Source organism: Pseudomonas sp. TE3552 (assembly GCF_056278945.1).
Genome location: NZ_JBWBQJ010000001.1, coordinates 910,183 through 926,432, shown reverse-complemented (window position 1 = coordinate 926,432; position 16,250 = coordinate 910,183). Strand labels below are relative to the sequence as shown.

17 protein-coding genes and 1 pseudogene are annotated in these 16,250 nt (G+C 59.0%); 13 read left to right on the top strand and 5 right to left on the bottom strand.

From position 1 onward, the window contains the following. Positions 1 to 221: 221 nt before the first annotated feature. The 7 genes from ACZ9BB_RS04075 to ppnP all read left to right on the top strand — a co-directional run bounded on the left by ACZ9BB_RS04075 (position 222) and on the right by ppnP (position 7,768). Positions 222 to 1,121: an SDR family oxidoreductase gene (locus ACZ9BB_RS04075; RefSeq protein ID WP_476212649.1), complete on the top strand. Its 900-nt coding sequence runs from the start codon at positions 222 to 224 to the stop codon at positions 1,119 to 1,121. Positions 1,122 to 1,124: 3 nt separating this feature from the next. Next, a complete protein-coding gene (atuC, locus tag ACZ9BB_RS04070) occupies positions 1,125 to 2,741 on the top strand; it encodes a geranyl-CoA carboxylase subunit beta (RefSeq protein WP_476212648.1) in 1,617 nt (538 codons plus the stop codon). A 25-nt stretch (positions 2,742 to 2,766) separates the two neighbouring features. After that, entirely contained in the window at positions 2,767 to 3,924 is a 1,158-nt protein-coding gene (atuD, locus tag ACZ9BB_RS04065) for a citronellyl-CoA dehydrogenase (RefSeq protein WP_476212647.1), read from the top strand. Beyond that, positions 3,921 to 4,718: an enoyl-CoA hydratase/isomerase family protein gene (locus ACZ9BB_RS04060; RefSeq protein WP_476212646.1), complete on the top strand. Its 798-nt coding sequence runs from the start codon at positions 3,921 to 3,923 to the stop codon at positions 4,716 to 4,718. The genes atuD and ACZ9BB_RS04060 overlap by 4 nt, the downstream gene beginning before the upstream one ends. Before the next feature lie 109 nt (positions 4,719 to 4,827). Beyond that, positions 4,828 to 6,789, top strand: a complete 1,962-nt coding sequence (locus tag ACZ9BB_RS04055) for an acetyl/propionyl/methylcrotonyl-CoA carboxylase subunit alpha (RefSeq protein ID WP_476212645.1) — start codon at positions 4,828 to 4,830, stop codon at positions 6,787 to 6,789. Between the two features lie 71 nt (positions 6,790 to 6,860). Next, complete coding sequence (locus ACZ9BB_RS04050) at positions 6,861 to 7,409, top strand: 3'-5' exonuclease (RefSeq protein ID WP_476212644.1); 549 nt, start codon at positions 6,861 to 6,863, stop codon at positions 7,407 to 7,409. Positions 7,410 to 7,483: 74 nt separating this feature from the next. Then, the gene (gene ppnP, locus ACZ9BB_RS04045; RefSeq protein ID WP_007973461.1) at positions 7,484 to 7,768 is read left to right on the top strand and encodes a pyrimidine/purine nucleoside phosphorylase; all 285 of its coding nucleotides are present in this window, start codon (positions 7,484 to 7,486) and stop codon (positions 7,766 to 7,768) included. A gap of 75 nt (positions 7,769 to 7,843) precedes the next feature. Here ppnP and ACZ9BB_RS04040 read toward each other — a convergent pair whose 3' ends face one another. Further along, positions 7,844 to 8,647: an MOSC domain-containing protein gene (locus ACZ9BB_RS04040; RefSeq protein ID WP_476212643.1), complete on the bottom strand. Its 804-nt coding sequence runs from the start codon at positions 8,645 to 8,647 to the stop codon at positions 7,844 to 7,846. A gap of 94 nt (positions 8,648 to 8,741) precedes the next feature. Further along, positions 8,742 to 9,677, bottom strand: coding sequence for a chemotaxis protein CheV (locus ACZ9BB_RS04035; protein ID WP_007940052.1), 936 nt, complete (start codon positions 9,675 to 9,677; stop codon positions 8,742 to 8,744). 461 nt (positions 9,678 to 10,138) lie between these two features. Here ACZ9BB_RS04035 and ACZ9BB_RS04030 point away from each other — a divergent pair, with 461 nt between their 5' ends. The 3 genes from ACZ9BB_RS04030 (at position 10,139) to ACZ9BB_RS04020 (ending at position 12,612) form a co-directional block, all read left to right on the top strand. Further along, a complete protein-coding gene (locus tag ACZ9BB_RS04030; RefSeq protein ID WP_476212642.1) occupies positions 10,139 to 10,603 on the top strand; it encodes a hypothetical protein in 465 nt (154 codons plus the stop codon). Positions 10,604 to 11,062: 459 nt separating this feature from the next. Further along, entirely contained in the window at positions 11,063 to 11,956 is an 894-nt protein-coding gene (locus ACZ9BB_RS04025) for a sensor histidine kinase (protein ID WP_476218191.1), read from the top strand. Next, positions 11,953 to 12,612 (top strand): response regulator, encoded by a 660-nt coding sequence (locus ACZ9BB_RS04020; protein WP_476212641.1) that lies wholly within the window; start codon positions 11,953 to 11,955, stop codon positions 12,610 to 12,612. The genes ACZ9BB_RS04025 and ACZ9BB_RS04020 overlap by 4 nt, the downstream gene beginning before the upstream one ends. Here the strand turns inward: ACZ9BB_RS04020 and ACZ9BB_RS04015 are convergent. After that, a pseudogene (locus ACZ9BB_RS04015) lies at positions 12,596 to 12,709 on the bottom strand (lipid kinase YegS); the annotation flags it as partial. The gene ACZ9BB_RS04020 and the pseudogene ACZ9BB_RS04015 overlap by 17 nt on opposite strands. Before the next feature lie 408 nt (positions 12,710 to 13,117). On the opposite strand from ACZ9BB_RS04015, the gene ACZ9BB_RS04010 reads away from it, so the two are divergent. After that, positions 13,118 to 13,426 carry a hypothetical protein gene (locus tag ACZ9BB_RS04010; RefSeq protein WP_476212640.1) on the top strand — a complete coding sequence of 103 codons (309 nt, stop codon included), beginning with the start codon at positions 13,118 to 13,120 and terminating at the stop codon, positions 13,424 to 13,426. Positions 13,427 to 13,492: 66 nt separating this feature from the next. Here ACZ9BB_RS04010 and ACZ9BB_RS04005 read toward each other — a convergent pair whose 3' ends face one another. Both ACZ9BB_RS04005 and moaB read right to left on the bottom strand, forming a co-directional pair. Beyond that, complete coding sequence (locus tag ACZ9BB_RS04005; RefSeq protein WP_476212639.1) at positions 13,493 to 14,719, bottom strand: molybdopterin molybdotransferase MoeA; 1,227 nt, start codon at positions 14,717 to 14,719, stop codon at positions 13,493 to 13,495. After that, a complete protein-coding gene (gene moaB, locus ACZ9BB_RS04000; protein WP_476212638.1) occupies positions 14,703 to 15,242 on the bottom strand; it encodes a molybdenum cofactor biosynthesis protein B in 540 nt (179 codons plus the stop codon). The genes ACZ9BB_RS04005 and moaB overlap by 17 nt, the downstream gene beginning before the upstream one ends. An 81-nt stretch (positions 15,243 to 15,323) precedes the next feature. On the opposite strand from moaB, the gene mobA reads away from it, so the two are divergent. Together mobA and ACZ9BB_RS03990 are read left to right on the top strand one after the other, a co-directional pair. Further along, positions 15,324 to 15,926 (top strand): molybdenum cofactor guanylyltransferase MobA, encoded by a 603-nt coding sequence (gene mobA, locus ACZ9BB_RS03995; protein WP_476212637.1) that lies wholly within the window; start codon positions 15,324 to 15,326, stop codon positions 15,924 to 15,926. Positions 15,927 to 16,004: 78 nt separating this feature from the next. Continuing rightward, on the top strand, positions 16,005 to 16,226 hold the full coding sequence (locus ACZ9BB_RS03990) for a YgdI/YgdR family lipoprotein (protein WP_476212636.1): 222 nt from the start codon (positions 16,005 to 16,007) through the stop codon (positions 16,224 to 16,226). Positions 16,227 to 16,250 lie beyond the last annotated feature (24 nt).

Genomic DNA, 16,250 nt, shown 5'->3' with positions numbered 1-16,250 from the left:
GAGAAGCGTAGTTTGGTCATTCCAAATAAGCTTCGAGCAACACAGCCCTGCACAACAGCAGGCCCGGCCCTTCGGGTTGTGCCTTAAAGCGGGCCAGGCTGCGTTGCAGGCCTTGGAAAGGGAGCTACCATTCCCAGCGGCCTGCGCCTTGCCTGGCCCGCTTTAAGGCGACAACGCGGCGGGGAAACTAATTGAGAACGCCCCCTAGGAGGACCGTCGCCATGGCTTATGACTCGATTTACAAACCCGACCTGTTCGCTGGCCAAAACATCATCGTCACCGGTGGCGGCAGCGGTATCGGCCGTTGCACCGCCCACGAGCTCGCAGCCCTCGGCGCGCAGGTGCTGCTGGTGGGGCGTAATGTCGAAAAACTGAAAAAGGTCGCCGCCGAAATCACCGAAGACGGCGGTAAAGCCAGTTGGCAGGTCTGCGATATCCGCGATGAAGACGCCGTCACACAACTGGTCAGCGAGCTGATCCGTAAGCATGGACCGATTCATGGGCTGGTCAACAATGCCGGCGGGCAGTACCCCTCGCCGCTCGCGTCGATCAATCAGAAAGGTTTCGAAACCATCCTGCGCACCAACCTGGTGGGTGGTTTTCTGATGGCCCGTGAGGTGTTCAATCAGTCCATGAGCAAGCACGGCGGCGCCATCGTCAACATGCTCGCCGACATGTGGGGCGGCATGCCCGGCATGGGTCACTCGGGCGCGGCGCGCTCGGGCATGGACAACTTCACCAAGACCGCCGCGTTTGAATGGGGCTATGCCGGCGTGCGGGTCAACGCCGTCGCACCGGGCTGGGTCGCCTCAAGCGGCATGGACACCTACGAAGGTGCGTTCCGGGCCGTGATCCCGACCCTGTGCGAACACGTGCCGCTCAAGCGCATCGGCACCGAATCGGAAATCAGCGCGGCGATTGTTTTCCTCCTCAGCCCGGCAGCGGCCTTTGTCAGCGGCAGCACGTTGCGCATTGACGGTGCCGCCAGCCTCGGCGGGCGGGCGTGGCCGATGCGCAAGGCGCAGAACAGTCACTCGTACAACGGCTTTCACCGCGCCTATCTGCCCGAGGTGCTCAGACCCGACGCCTCCAAACCAGACGAACTAAAGGACAAGGAATAACCCATGCCGGTCATTCAGTCCCAGATCGACCCGCTCAGCGAACCGTTCGCCCATAACCGCGCGGCCATGCTGGCGGGTATCGAGCAAGTCCGCCAGCTCGAGCAGAACCTGCTGGACAAAGCCGCTGAAGCCAAGCCCAGGTTTGACCAGCGCGGGCAACTGCTGCCCCGGGAGCGGCTGAACCTGCTGCTCGACCCCGGCGCGCCATTCCTCGAACTGGCGAGCCTGGCCGGCTACAAACTGCACGACGACAAGGACGGCAGCGCGGCCGGTGGCGGTTTGATCGCCGGGATCGGTTATGTGTCTGGCGTGCGGGTGCTGGTGGTGGCGAACAACAGCGCGATCAAGGGTGGAACCATTTCCCCCAGCGGCCTGAAAAAATCCCTGCGCCTGCAACAGATCGCCATGGAAAACAAACTGCCGGTGATCACCCTCGCCGAGAGCGGCGGCGCCAACCTCAATTACGCGGCGCAGATTTTCGTCGAAGGTGCGCGCAGCTTTGCCAATCAGGCGCGGATGTCGGCCATGGGTTTACCGCAGATCACTGTGGTCCATGGCTCGGCCACGGCGGGTGGTGCCTATCAGCCGGGGTTGTCGGATTACGTGGTGGTGGTGCGCGGCAAGGCCAAGCTGTTTCTGGCCGGGCCGCCGCTGCTCAAAGCAGCGACCGGTGAAGTCGCCACCGATGAAGAACTGGGTGGCGCCCAGATGCATGCGCAAACCGCCGGCACCGCCGAATACCTGGCCGAAAACGATGCCGATGGCGTGCGTCAGGTGCGCGAGATCATGAGCCTGTTGCCGTGGAATGCGCGGTTGCCTTCAGTGCCTGCGCGGCATTGGGATGAACCGCTCTATCCGATCGACGAGTTGCTCGGGCTGATTCCCGACGATGCGAAAAAGCCTTATGACGTGCGTGAAATCATCGCGCGGATTGCCGACGCGTCGAACTTCCTTGAATTCAAGGGCGAGTTCGATCAGCAGACGGTTTGCGGGCATTTACAGATCCAGGGTCGAGCCTGCGGCTTCATCGGCAATAACGGCCCGATCACGCCCAAGGGCGCGAGCAAGGCCGCGCAGTTCATTCAGCTCTGCGACCAGAGCCAGACACCCCTGCTGTTTTTCCATAACACCACCGGTTTCATGGTCGGCACCGAGTCGGAACAACAAGGCGTGATCAAGCATGGCGCCAAAATGATTCAAGCGGTGGCCAATGCCCGAGTGCCCAAACTGACGATCGTTGTCGGCGGGTCCTACGGTGCCGGCAACTACGCGATGTGCGGCCGCGGCCTCGACCCGCGCTTCATCTTTGCCTGGCCCAACAGCCGCACCGCCGTGATGGGCGGCGCCCAGGCCGGCAAAGTGCTGCGGATCGTCACCGAAGCCAAACAGCTCAAGGACGGGTTGGTGCCCGATCCGAAAATGCTCGACACGCTGGAGCAGGTCACCGCGCAGAAACTCGACAGCCAGTCCACTGCGCTGTATGGCAGCGCCAACCTGTGGGACGACGGGCTGATCGATCCGCGGGATACGCGCACGTTGCTTGGGTATTTGCTGGATATCTGCCATGAGGCCGAAGTTCGTTCGCTGCAATCCAACAGTTTCGGCGTAGCCCGCTTCTAAACGGCGATCAGGAGAACAATAAAAAATGATTTTCACCCCGGAACACGAAGCACTGCGCCGCACCGTCCGCCAATTCGTTGATCACCAGATCAATCCTCACGTCGAGGAATGGGAAAAGGCCGGGCGCTTTCCGATCCATGAGATCTTCCGCAAGGCCGGCGACCTCGGCTTGCTGGGGATTTCCAAACCGGAAAAATTTGGCGGCATGGGGCTCGATTACAGCTATTCGATCGTGGCTGCCGAAGAGTTCGGCACCATTCATTGCGGCGGCATTCCGATGTCCATCGGCGTGCAGACCGACATGTGCACCCCGGCCCTGGCGCGTTTCGGCTCCGATGAACTGCGCGAAGAATTCCTCAGGCCGGCGATCACTGGCGAGCAGGTCGGCTGCATCGGTGTCTCCGAAGTCGGCGCCGGTTCCGACGTGGCCGGGCTGAAAACCACCGCCCGCAAGGACGGCGACGACTACGTGATCAACGGCAGCAAGATGTGGATCACCAACTCGCCGAGCGCCGACTTCATCTGCCTGCTGGCCAACACCTCGGACGACAAACCGCACATCAACAAGTCGCTGATCATGGTGCCGATGAACAGCCCCGGCATCAGCCTCAGCTCGCACCTGGACAAACTCGGCATGCGCAGCTCGGAAACCGCCCAGGTATTTTTCGACAACGTGCGCGTGCCGCAACGCAACCGCATCGGCCACGAAGGCGCAGGGTTCATGATGCAGATGCTGCAGTTCCAGGAAGAACGGTTGTTCGGCGCGGCGAACATGATCAAAGGCCTGGAATACTGTGTCGACAGCACCATCGAGTACTGCAAGGAACGTAAAACCTTCGGCAATGCGCTGATCGACAACCAGGTCATCCACTTCCGCCTGGCTGAACTGCAAACTGAAATCGAATGCCTGCGGGCGCTGGTCTACCAGGCCACCGAGCAATACATCAAAGGCCAGGACGTCACCCGTCTGGCGTCGATGGCCAAACTCAAGGCCGGGCGACTGGGCCGGGAAGTCAGCGACAGTTGCCTGCAATATTGGGGCGGCATGGGCTTCATGTGGGATAACCCGGTGGCCCGGGCTTATCGCGACGTGCGGCTGGTATCGATTGGCGGCGGTGCCGACGAAATCATGCTGGGGATCATCTGCAAACTCATGGGCATCCTGCCGGGGAAAAAGAAATGAGCATTCTCCCCGTTTGTCAGACCCTGTTACTCGAACTGCATAACGGTGTGCTGCACATCACCCTCAATCGCCCCGACAGCCGCAATGCCATGAGTTTGCAGATGGTCGCCGAGCTGCGCGCAGTGCTGGCCGCGGTACGCGATGACCGGCAGGTTCGCGCACTGGTGATCGGCGGTGCCGGCGGGCATTTTTGTGCCGGCGCCGATATCAAGGATATGGCCAATGCCCGCGCTCAAGGCCAGACGGCCTATCGCGAACTGAATCGCGCGTTCGGCACGCTGCTGGAAGAAATCCAGCACGCGCCGCAAGTGGTCATCACCGTGCTGCAAGGCGCAGTGCTTGGCGGTGGCTTCGGCCTGGCTTGCGTCAGCGACATCGCGATGGCCGATCATCAGGCGCAATTCGGCCTGCCGGAAACCAGCCTTGGCCTGCTGCCAGCGCAGATCGCGCCGTTCGTGGTGCAGCGCATTGGCCTGACCCAGGCCCGTCGACTGGCCCTGACCGCCGCACGGTTCGATGGCACCCAGGCGCGGCGCATGGGGCTTGTGCATTTTGTCGAGCATGATCCGCAAGCCTTGGCCGAGCGCCTTGATGAGGTATTGGCCCATGTGTTGTGTTGCGCGCCGGAGGCAAATGCGATGACCAAAAAACTCTTGCTGGCGAGTGCGGTGCAACTCTCGGATGGCCTGCTGGATCAGGCGGCCGAGTGGTTCAGCGAAGCAGTGACCGGGGATGAAGGGGTCGAGGGGACCATGGCTTTTGTGCAAAAGCGTAAACCGGGTTGGGCCATTTAAGAGCTTCGCGGGCAAGCCTCTCTCCTACAGGGCTATCACGCAGTCCGTAGGAGCGAGGCTTGCCCGCGAAGAGGCCCTCACATTCACTGCAAAACCAAGGGAATAACCCATGCCCGCCTTCAGCAAAATCCTGATCGCCAACCGCGGTGAAATCGCCTGCCGCATCCAGCGCACTGCGCAAGAGCTGGGTTACCGCACTGTCGCCGTATTCAGCGACGCCGACGCCGATGCGCTGCACGTGCAGATGGCCGACGAAGCCGTGAATATTGGCCCGCCCCCGGTGCAGCAGTCTTATCTGAACATCCAGGCCATCATCGACGCCGCCCGGCGCACCGGTGCCGATGCGATCCACCCCGGTTACGGCTTCCTCTCGGAAAACGCAGAATTCGCCCTCGCCTGCCAACAGGCCGGCGTCATCTTCATCGGCCCCAGCCCCGAGGCCATCGAACTGATGGGCAGCAAGCGTCTGTCGAAACTCGCCATGATCAAAGCGGGCGTGCCCTGTATCGAAGGCTATCAGGGCAACGAACAGGATGATGCGACCCTGAGCCGCGAAGCCGAACGCATCGGCTACCCGCTGATGATCAAGGCCAGTGCCGGCGGTGGCGGTCGTGGCATGCGCCTGGTGCACAGCGCCGGTGATTTGCTGGAGCAGATCAGTACCGCGCGCTCCGAAGCGCTGCACGGCTTTGGCAGCGACGAACTGATTCTCGAGCAAGCCTTGATCGATCCGCGTCACGTCGAGGTTCAGCTGTTCGGCGACCAGCACGGCAACCTGATCTACCTCGGCGAGCGCGATTGTTCGATCCAGCGCCGGCATCAGAAAATCATCGAAGAAGCGCCCTGCCCGGTGATGACTGCGCAATTGCGCCAGGCCATGGGCGAAGCGGCGCTCAAGGCCGGGCGCGCGGTGAATTACGTGGGGGCTGGCACCGTGGAATTCCTGCTGGATTCACATGGCCGGTTTTACTTTCTGGAGATGAACACCCGATTGCAGGTGGAACACCCGGTGACCGAACTGATCACTGGCCTCGATCTGGTGGCCTGGCAGTTGCACGTCGCCGAAGGACAGCCGCTGCCGTTGCGACAGGAGCAAGTGCAGCTCAACGGGCATGCCATGGAAGTGCGCTTGTACGCCGAAGATCCGGCCCAGGAATTTCTGCCGCAAACCGGACGAATCACGGCCTGGGAGCCTGCATTGCAGAGCCGCGTGCGGATCGATCATGGCTTGATCGAAGGCCAGTCTGTCAGCCCGTTCTATGACCCGATGCTGGGCAAGCTCATCGCTCACGGTGCCACCCGCGAAGAAGCCCGGCGCAAGTTGCTGCGGGCGGTGCAAGACAGCGTGCTGCTGGGCGTGCAGAGCAATCAGCGCTTGCTCGCCAGTCTGCTGGAACATCCGCAGTTCATCAGCGGCCAATTCAGCACCGGGTTCATCCCCACGCACTTTGCCGATCATCCCTGCCTGCATCCCCCTGTGCCGAGTGCCGAAGCACTGGCCATCGCTGCGGCATTGTTTTACCAGGCTTGCGCGCAGGCTCACCGCGCCCCGCTGGCCGGTTGGCGTAACAATGCCAGCGTGCCCCTGCACTATCGAATCGGCCTTGGGGATCAGGATTGGCCGGTGCAATTGAACGCTGAACCTGGCGAACCTTGCCGCATTCAGGTCGGCGCTCGCACCCTTGAATTGAAGGTTATCCAGTGCGACGGCCACTGGGCCACGCTGGAAATCGATGGCATCCGCCAACGTCATGCCTACCGCTTCGAAGCCGGGCAACTCTGGTTATTCACGCGCCCCGGCAGCCTGCGGCTGGTCGATCGGACCCTGGCGCCGGTCAGCGGACAGGCCAGTGTCAGTTCCGGAACGCTCAAGGCACCGATGGACGGGGCGATCGTCGATGTTCTGGTCAGTGAGGGCAGCCCGGTCAGCAAAGGTCAGCTGCTGGTGGTACTCGAAGCGATGAAAATGGAGCATCCGCTCAAGTCGGGTATCGATGGGGTACTCAAACGCCTGCAGGTCAGGGTGGGCGATCAGGTGAAAAATCGTCAGATTTTGTTAGAGGTCGAATAAGCCGCTAGGCGGATCCGCCGGGTTTGGCTACGCTCAAGCCCTATCAGGACGCGGATACCAGGAACCCTGAAATGCCTCACTGGCTGGTCATTGATCTGGAAGCCACCACCGATGAGGGGGGCTGGCCAGTAACGGAAATGGAAATCATCGAAATCGGAGCCACCCTCGTGGACCGCAAAGGCCGAGAACTGGATTACTTCCAGTGTTTCGTGCGCCCATTGCGCCGGCCCTTGCTGACGCCGTTTTGCCGGGAACTGACCCACATCACCCAGGCCAATGTCGATGCCGCACAGCCCCTTAAGGAAGTCTGGCCATCGTTCGAGCGCTGGCTCGGCCAACATCACTCGCGCCTTGAAGGCTGGGCCAGTTGGGGCGATTACGACCGCAAACAACTGCTTCAGGAATGGCAGCGCCTGCAACTCGACAGCGCCCTGAGCCGGGTGCCGCACATGAACCTCAAGCAACGCTTCGCCAAGGCTCGTCGGCTCGAGCGCCCACTGGGGCTTATTGGAGCCCTGCAACTGGCGGGCCTGCAGTTCAACGGTCAGCAGCATCGGGCGCTGGAAGACGCACGCAATACCGCGCGCCTGTTACCGTTGATTTTCCCCGTCAATCCTTGAGTGCAGGAGGTGACGCCTATCGACACCTTGTGCATACTGGCCGGCCCTTTTAAGCCCTTTTCGAGGAATCGCCCATGTTTAAAGTCAACGAGTACTTCGACGGCACCGTCAAGTCGATCGCCTTTGGCACCGCTGAAGGTCCGGCAACCATCGGCGTCATGGCACCGGGCGAATACGAGTTCGGCACCAGCCAGCGTGAAATCATGCACGTGGTGTCCGGCGCCCTGACTGTCAAACTGCCTGACAGCAACGACTGGGAAACCTTCGCCGCCGGCAGCCAGTTCAACGTACCCGCCAACAGCAAGTTCCAGTTGAAAGTGGCCGTCGACACCGCTTATCTGTGCGAATACCGCGGCTAAACCCCTGGGTTTTCACAGCGACAAAAAAATGCCCGTGTCCGAAAGGACACGGGCATTTTTCGTTTTGAAGGGCTTTTATTCGAGGATCGTCACCGGCATGCCGACTTCCAGGTGGCCATTGCCGTCGTTGACCAGATTCTGACCGAACATCGCGCCGTCGGCCTCGGTGCGGTATTTCTGCAAGGTCGCCAGCGGTTCACGATCTTCGCTGCGTTCGCCGGTCTGCGGGTCGATGGTGGTCAGAATGCAACGTGAGCACGACTTGACCACACGGAACTCGACATCGCCAATGCGGATGCGCTTCCAGCCATCCTCGGCATAGGCCTCGCTCCCCTCGATCACCAGATTGGGCCGGAAACGCAACATCTCCAGCGGCCGCCCGACCTTGCTCGACAAGTCTTCCAGCGACGCCTGACCAATCAGCAACAACGGAAAGCCGTCGGCAAACGCCACCTGATCATCGTCCTTGCCGTAGCCGGCCTGGGTGGTCCGCGCGCGATCGAGCGGCACTTGCACCAGACGCGTCGGTTTGCCGATGAACTCACTGACCCAGGCAGCCGCAGCAATACCTGCATCGGGGACGCGCAAGGTGTCGCGCCAGATGGTCACGCCACGTAGATCCGCATTAGCGTCTGGCAACACAATATCGATTGATGAATGGCCCGGGGCACTGAGGGTCAAGCCGCCGTCGGTATTCCACAACGCCGACAGTTGACTCATTTTCGCCACCGCGCGCTGGGTCAGAAAGCGCCCGCTGGCCTCGTCCACCAGCATCCAGCGTCGATCACCGTCCAGCCCCAGCTTGTCCAGGCTGACCTGATTCAGGGTCTCGCCCTTGCCGGATTTCAACGGATAACGATAAAGCGCGCTCAGATGCATGACCAGCTCCCTGGTAGGTAAAAACGCCACCCTATACGAGCTTGATGCCGAATCAAAGGCCTGTGGCGAGAGCTTGCCCTCCTACATTCCCATTTCAGGCAGGCACTGCATCGAGCATCAGGCGCTGGCGAACCACGTCGACGAGCTTGTCGGGCTGGAACTTGGAGAGGAAGTTATCGCAGCCGACCTTCTTGACCATCGAGTCGTTGAAGCTACCCGACAGCGAGGTGTGCAGGACCACATAAAGGCCGCGCAAACGGGGGTCGTTACGGATTTCGGTGGTCAGACGATAACCGTCCATCTCCGGCATTTCCGCATCGGTGAAGATCATCAGCAGTTTGTCGGTCATGTTCACACCGGTATCAGCCCAGGCCTTGAGCATGTTCAAAGCCTTCAAGCCATCGCTGGCGATGTGCATCTTCACGCCCAACTGACCCAAGGTGTCGCGCAGTTGCGACAGAGCCACGTTCGAGTCATCCACCAACAGCACTTCACGGCCACGGGCGCGCTCCAGAACCGGATCGTCGAGTTTGTCGCGCGAGACCTTGGCGTTGTACGGAACGATTTCGGCCAGGACTTTTTCGACGTCGATGATTTCCACCAACTGATCATCGACCTTGCTGATGGCGGTCAGGTAATGCTGGCGACCGGCGCTGGTCGGCGGCGGCAGGATGGCTTCCCAGTTCATGTTGACGATGCGGTCCACGCCACCGACCAGGAATGCCTGCACCGAGCGGTTGTACTCGGTGACGATGATCGTACTGGTGGGGCTTGGTACCAGCGGACGCATGCCGATGGCTTGGGACAAGTCGATCACCGGCAGCGTCTGGCCACGCAGATTGACCACGCCGCAGACAAACGGATGGCGTTGCGGCATCAGGGTCAGCTTCGGCAGCTGCAGTACTTCCTGGACCTTGAAGACGTTGATCGCGAACAATTGGCGTCCGGCCAGGCGGAACATGAGAATTTCCAGGCGATTCTCACCCACCAGTTGCGTGCGTTGGTCTACCGTGTCGAGAATGCCGGCCATTAATGACTCCTGGGCTTGTTCTGATGAATTCACTAAAGGGAGTTATCGGCTGTTCTTGCCGGATCTTGACCCCCAGACAAAATGCCACGACCAAGCATTGATGTCACATTAACATCATGCTTTACTGGTTCGGTGATTTCATCTGCTTCATCCCCTGCGGCGCGACCTCGGTTTGCACGTTAGGTTCCCCTGTGTAAGGGATTCCCCTAGGAACAATCAGGCCCAACCTGATATTCGCAATATCCAATAGCCATTAATGTGACGCCATTCTCATTGCATGAACGGAGTCAGGCTTTTGTGCGCGATCGCAGGTCAGTGGCCATCCACCCTCTCGAGTTCCCCAGTCGGCGCCGAGCCTGCCGGAGCGCGATCTCACGAAGGCCTGGCAGCGCCGGGACACGTAATGTTCTCGTCGGCACACACGACATTCCCTCATCTGACATGACGTTGTGGAGATAAGCATGCCGAATGACCCAAAAGAGTGGGCTCAGCGATTTCCGGAGTTCCTCCACGAGGCTGAAACTCTCCTGGCCAAATCCGAGGAGTGCCTGAGTCATTTGCAACTGATCAGCAATGACAAGGACGCCATCGATTGCATGCTCAGCACCCTGCTCAAACTGGCCAACAAGGCCGATGCCCTGGCGTTGGCAGCGGTTTCGGAGTTCTCGCTGAATATTCATGGATTGCTGAGCCAGGCCCACATGGACCTGCACGATCAGGCCCTGGATGCACTCAAGGATTGCTTCACATTAATGGCCTGGCAACTCGAACTCATTGATCAGACGACTGGCCAACTCGGCCTCGATGACAGTGAACAGACTTCCCTGATCGAAGCGTTTGCGTTTCAAGTGGGACAAAGTCAGTTTCAGCCGCCCAGCCACTCCAGGCCATTCAGGCTCGTTTCGTTCTCGGAACGGCAAGCTTAACCTCACCGGCCCCTATGCCGTATTGCGCATCTAATTGCCATGATGCCAGTGCGTAATTTGAATGTGCCCATGCCGTAATTAATATTCGATGCTGTCGAAGACGGCTCGAAACTAATAGCTCGATCGCGGATAGTGCCCGTCAGATAAAACAAAACGCCAGGCACGGGCGATATATTTCGATGATAAGAATCGAAAGTTTTTCCATTGTGGAACCCTCGTCCAAAAACCTATTTCCTGAATGTGCAGATCTATATACCGGAACGCGACCAACGGTATGTAAAGTGGTATTATGCCGACCATTCGTTGACGTCAATTAATGGCAGAGAGATTCCCGGCAAGAACAGCCTGATAACGTCAAAAGGCTGTATTTCGGGAATCACACAACAGATTTCCACACAGAGACCCGTCAGCCATTGTGGCTGGTCTGCCCACAGCGAACATTCATTGGCTCCATCCGCTATGTACGCCAGCCTCAAGTCAATTACCCTGTGGCCACCCTCCCGAAAAAACGCGCGCCGGTTCACGCTTTTACTGTGTACCTGCTCGGCATTTGGCAGTTTGTTGGTCTACAGCTTGTCCATGCCTCTGCCGGTGAGTGTGCTGGTGCTCAATTGTGCGGCAATGACCTGCGTCTGGATCGGACATCGCCTCTCACGCAAATCGATAAAGTTTCAGCCTCAAGAACTGGCCAACCGTTTGCTGGAAGTGCAGGAAAACGAACGCCACCGGCTCAGTCGGGAACTGCATGATGACATCGGTCAATTGCTGACCGCCGCAAAACTTCAAAGTGAATGGCTCAAACGGCGATTGCCCGAAGAACTGCAAGGCCAGTGTTCAATACTGTGCGATACGCTGGACGAAACACTGACCAAGGTGCGTGATGTGTCGGCCATCCTGAATCCGCGGCAGTTGGCCAGTCTCGGGCTGGAAGCCAGTCTGCGTGCGCATTTACTCAGGACCCTGGCCAATACCTCCGTACATTGGAGCCTGGAATGCCATCAACGCTTGACCGGCATACCGGAGGAAATGGCGGTGGCGGCCTTTCGCATCACTCAAGAAGCGGTTACCAATATGTTGCGTCACGCGCAGGCCAGGAATCTGTTGGTCCGCCTGCAGCGCCTGCCCGAGGGCCTGGCGCTGTTGATCAGCGACGATGGCCTGGGTTTCACGCCAGCAACAGACCCCGCTCGCGAGGGGCAACGCGGAATGGCCGGGATGTCGGAACGGATCGACCAGTTAGGTGGCACACTGATCGTGACCAGCGAGCCGGGCAAAGGCACTCAAATCGAAGCACTCTTCCCCTGGGCACCCCGTGCGTTAGAACGGGCCAGTACGAATAAGGTTATGCATTGACTTGTAACTTACTTCTGGTGGACGACCACTCGCTTATCAGGGCTGGCGTGCGCGCCCTGGTACTGGACATTCCCGGCTATGCGGTAATCGGTGAGGCCAATGACGGCTCAAAGTTACTCGAAATGGTCGAGCAACTGTCCCCGGACATCATCCTGCTGGATATTTCCATGAAGGAAACCGGTGGCCTTGAAGCCTTGCAGCGACTCAAACGAGTGCGCCCGCAGTGCAAAGTACTGATCCTGTCGATGCACACCGACCCGGCGCTGATCATGCAGGCACTGGAATCAGGGGCTCATGGCTACCTGCTCAAGGACACCACAGCCATTGAGCTCGAACATGCCCTGGATGCCTTGCGCAATAACGAACGTTACCTGAGCCCGGCCATCGCCCATACCGTCATCAACCAGGCGCTGATCCGAACCCAGAAAAGTCAGCCGCAAACCCAGGACTCGCACAACCTGACAGCACGTCAGCTGGAAATCCTGCGACTGATCGTTCGCGGAAAATCCACCCGAGAAATCGCCAATGGCCTGGGCTTGAGCATCAAGACTGTCGAAACCCATCGCTCGCAGATCATGAAACGCTTGCAGATTTATGACGTGGCTGGCCTGGTGCTGTTCGCCGTGCGCGAGCAAATCATCAGCCTGGACGACTAGCCGGACTCGAGACGCTCAGCAACGGCGAGTCGTCGGGCAAATGCACACGCAATGCCGACGGACGTGCCGAGAAACGCAGACTTTCAAAAGGCGCGCCTCCGGGAATTTTTTCAGATCCTCTGAGGTATTGGCGGTGCCTGCTTGCCATGCAAAATCAACAGCGCTTTGCGCTCGCTCATATTTTGTCACTCCCATACCGGATGCTCGTATGGGAAATGTTGACCTCATAACCCCTCATAAGAGTCGCAAGGACTTGGACTATTTCAAGGGAAAGGAAGCCTGAGTCCTACAGAGCGGTATTTTTTCTTACAAAACGTGAGGAATCGGCTCAATTGACCGATCAGGGCGATTGGTACACCGTTGTGTCAGCGGTATCAATCATCATCAGGTAATTTACACAGGGACGTGCAAACAATGAATGGAACCCCTTCAAGGGCCTCAAAAAGCGTAAGTAATAACGGCATCGGCCACTTGATTGGTTTTAACGCAAGGAGCCAGTTACTCCATGCAAAGCCATGACCTCAGACTACCGGTCACTCCGGTCGCGCCGTTTGCAGACAACCGCGCCAATCATCAGGCTGAACTCAAAAACAGCGCAAAGCCCACCGGAGAAGTCGATATGGAACCTCGCGTCATTGAACTGGAGACACACCTCAAGTACATCCGAAGGGACATGGATGAAGTCCGCGACGACGTCAAATCCATCAAGCACAGGCTTGCCTATTCAGCCGGTGGTGCTGCCGTGATCCTCGGGCTTTTAGCCTGGATCGCCAACAGCCGCTTCGACCAGGTCGTGACACTTCTGGCTCGTTAAGGAATAGCGATACACGCAAGCCCCAACTCGATCAACCGGGCTTGCGTAGCAAAACCAGCGCCTGTATTAGCTCAAGACTTCACTCAGCGGGATGAAGCTCACACAATCACCCTCGATCAGCGTACGGTTCTCCAGCACTTCAACCAGACCGTCAGCCCAGGCAGCACTGCGCAGCACGCCAGAGCTCTGATTCTTGTAAATGATTGCCCGGCCATTCTCCAGACGCCCACGCAAGTACTCACGCCGATTACCGGCCTTTGGCCAGACAAACCCTGCCGGCACCTGAAACTTCAAGGGTGCGACCTCTTGTACACCTTGACGACGCAGGAGGTAGGGCCTTGCCAACAAAGCAAAAGTCACCAGGGTCGACGCAGGGTTACCGGGCAACCCAATTACAGGCACGCCGCGAAAATGCCCGAACGTCAGCGGCTTGCCTGGCTTGATGGCAAGCTTCCACAGCGTTAATTCGCCCTCTTCGCGCAAGGCAATGCCCAGAAAGTCAGCCTCCCCCACCGATACGCCACCGGTTGAGAGAATCAGGTCGACATCCTTCAATTCACCAAGGCGCAGACGTGTGGTCGCTAAATCATCGGGAAGAATGCCGGCATCGATCACCTCACAACCCAAGCGCTGTAACCAGCTGCAGAGCAATACCCGATTACTGTTGTAGATCTGCCCCGGCCCAAGGGACTGACCCGGTTCAATCAACTCATCACCGGTAGACAAGACCGCAACACGAACCTTGCGAACCACGTCCAGCTCAGCGCATCCCAGCGATGCCGCCAGCCCCTGTTCGATGGGGCCCAGGCGTGTTCCAGCGGACAAGACCAACTCGCCGACGGTGGTTTCCTGGCCTTGTGGACGGATGTTCTGTCCTGGGGTCATGGTTTCGGTGAAACGTACCCGCTCATCCGCCTGGACTTCGGTGTTCTCCTGCATCTCGACACAATTGGCACCTGCGGGCACAGGTGCACCGGTGAAGATCCGTGCACAGGTACCTGGTTTCAAGGGCTCCGGAGCCTGGCCTGCAAAAATCTTCTGACTGACCACCAACGGTTCTCCCGTCCAGTCAGCCAGGCGCAAGGCATAACCGTCCATGGCACTGTTGGGCCAAGGTGGCAAATCAAGTGTCGAGACCAGGTCAGCAGCCAGTACACGCCCCTGAACCTGCGCCAGCGGCAAGCGATCACGCTCAATAATCTTCGAGGCGTCGGCCATTTCCAGTAGACGCGCCAGAGCCACCTCGACAGCCATCAGACTGCCAGTCTTGCCTGACTTACCCGCGGGATGCACAGGGTGCCGCCTGTTTCAGATGGGTCACGAAATTGCACGGACGGTGCCGGGAATCCAGTTGTTCGGCGAGAATGCCGTCCCAACCGGTGCGCACAGCATTGGTCGAACCCGGCAAGCAGCAAACCAGCGTGCCATTAGCCAGACCGGCCAAGGCCCGGGACTGAACCGTCGAGGTACCGATATCCGCCACCGATATCTGGCGGAACAACTCACCAAAACCATCGACCTGCTTATCCAGCAGGCAACTCACGGCTTCGGGCGTGCTGTCGCGACCGGTGAACCCGGTACCGCCGGTGATCAGCACCACTTGCACAACCTCATCGGCAATCCAGTTGGCGACTTGCGCGCGAATTTTGTAGAGGTCATCTTTGAGCAGTACACGGGCCGCCAGGTTATGACCGGCAGCGCTCAAGCGGTCGACGAAGACCTGGCCTGAGGTATCGGTTTCCAGGGTACGGGTATCGCTGACAGTCAGCACCGCGATGTTGAGCGGTGCGAAAGGTACATCAGCCTTGGCTTTCATAGGCTCGTCCAGTTGTAGGAGAAACAGCCCGGTGTTATATCACAGCGCCTCATTTTTTCGCCGCCCCCATGGAGAAGTGCGATGACCTCGAATACACCTCTGGCTCCTTGCTCCATTCTGCTCCTGGCCGGCGGTCGCGGCCAACGCATGGGTGGTCAGGACAAGGGTTTGCTGGAATGGCACGGCGAGCCGCTGATCGCACATCTGCACCGCAAGACCCGCCCGCTGAGTGATGACCTGATCATCTCCTGCAACAGGAACCTGGAAAAATATGCCCCTTATGCGGATCGGTTGGTCCATGACGACGAGGGCGACTTTCCGGGGCCATTGGCGGGCATTCGCGCAGGCCTGAAGGCCGCCCGCCATACTCACTTGCTGGTATTGCCCTGCGATGTGCCGCGCATCGATGCCGCGCTGCTCCAGAGCATGCGTGAAACCGCCGGGCAGCATCCAGACAAACCGTTGATGCTGCGCCACGGCGAACACTGGGAGCCTTTGCTGTGCATGATTCCCGTCGCTCTTTCAGAAGCTTTCGAGAGCGCCTGGAACGACGGCGAGCGCAGTCCGGGCCGCCTGATGCGCAAATTGGGCGCCACAGCCCTGCAGTGTCCCGACAATGATCCTCGCCTGGCCAACCTCAACACGCCGGAACTGTTAAGCACGCATCACACTGTGTCAGACTGACCCTAGCCAAGGAACTTGCGCGCGTTGTATACGTCTCAAGCTCAGCAATCAAAAGAATTTCCATTCGGAGACACACCCATGACCCAACGGACCCTCGCCACTTTCATGCTCGCACTGGGCCTTGCGACCCTCGCCGGTTGCGCATCGCCAGCAGTGATCACCTTGAATGACGGTCGAGAAATCCAGGCCGTCGACGCGCCTAAGTACGATGAAGAATCAGGCTTTTACGAATTCGAACAACTGGATGGCAAACACACCCGCGTCAACAAGGATCAGGTTCGTACCGTTAAAGAGCTGTAATCTTTGCGGCGACAACCAGATACA

Bases quoted from the DNA above. Each gene is read 5' to 3' on its own strand.
- ACZ9BB_RS04075 (WP_476212649.1), top strand. From the start codon at position 222: ATGGCTTATGACTCGATTTACAAACCCGACCTGTTCGCTGGCCAAAAC.
- atuC (WP_476212648.1), top strand. From the start codon at position 1,125: ATGCCGGTCATTCAGTCCCAGATCGACCCGCTCAGCGAACCGTTCGCC.
- atuD (WP_476212647.1), top strand. From the start codon at position 2,767: ATGATTTTCACCCCGGAACACGAAGCACTGCGCCGCACCGTCCGCCAA.
- ACZ9BB_RS04060 (WP_476212646.1), top strand. From the start codon at position 3,921: ATGAGCATTCTCCCCGTTTGTCAGACCCTGTTACTCGAACTGCATAAC.
- ACZ9BB_RS04055 (WP_476212645.1), top strand. From the start codon at position 4,828: ATGCCCGCCTTCAGCAAAATCCTGATCGCCAACCGCGGTGAAATCGCC.
- ACZ9BB_RS04050 (WP_476212644.1), top strand. From the start codon at position 6,861: ATGCCTCACTGGCTGGTCATTGATCTGGAAGCCACCACCGATGAGGGG.
- ppnP (WP_007973461.1), top strand. From the start codon at position 7,484: ATGTTTAAAGTCAACGAGTACTTCGACGGCACCGTCAAGTCGATCGCC.
- ACZ9BB_RS04040 (WP_476212643.1), bottom strand. From the start codon at position 8,647: ATGCATCTGAGCGCGCTTTATCGTTATCCGTTGAAATCCGGCAAGGGC.
- ACZ9BB_RS04035 (WP_007940052.1), bottom strand. From the start codon at position 9,677: ATGGCCGGCATTCTCGACACGGTAGACCAACGCACGCAACTGGTGGGT.
- ACZ9BB_RS04030 (WP_476212642.1), top strand. From the start codon at position 10,139: ATGCCGAATGACCCAAAAGAGTGGGCTCAGCGATTTCCGGAGTTCCTC.
- ACZ9BB_RS04025 (WP_476218191.1), top strand. From the start codon at position 11,063: ATGTACGCCAGCCTCAAGTCAATTACCCTGTGGCCACCCTCCCGAAAA.
- ACZ9BB_RS04010 (WP_476212640.1), top strand. From the start codon at position 13,118: ATGCAAAGCCATGACCTCAGACTACCGGTCACTCCGGTCGCGCCGTTT.
- moaB (WP_476212638.1), bottom strand. From the start codon at position 15,242: ATGAAAGCCAAGGCTGATGTACCTTTCGCACCGCTCAACATCGCGGTG.
- mobA (WP_476212637.1), top strand. From the start codon at position 15,324: ATGACCTCGAATACACCTCTGGCTCCTTGCTCCATTCTGCTCCTGGCC.
- ACZ9BB_RS03990 (WP_476212636.1), top strand. From the start codon at position 16,005: ATGACCCAACGGACCCTCGCCACTTTCATGCTCGCACTGGGCCTTGCG.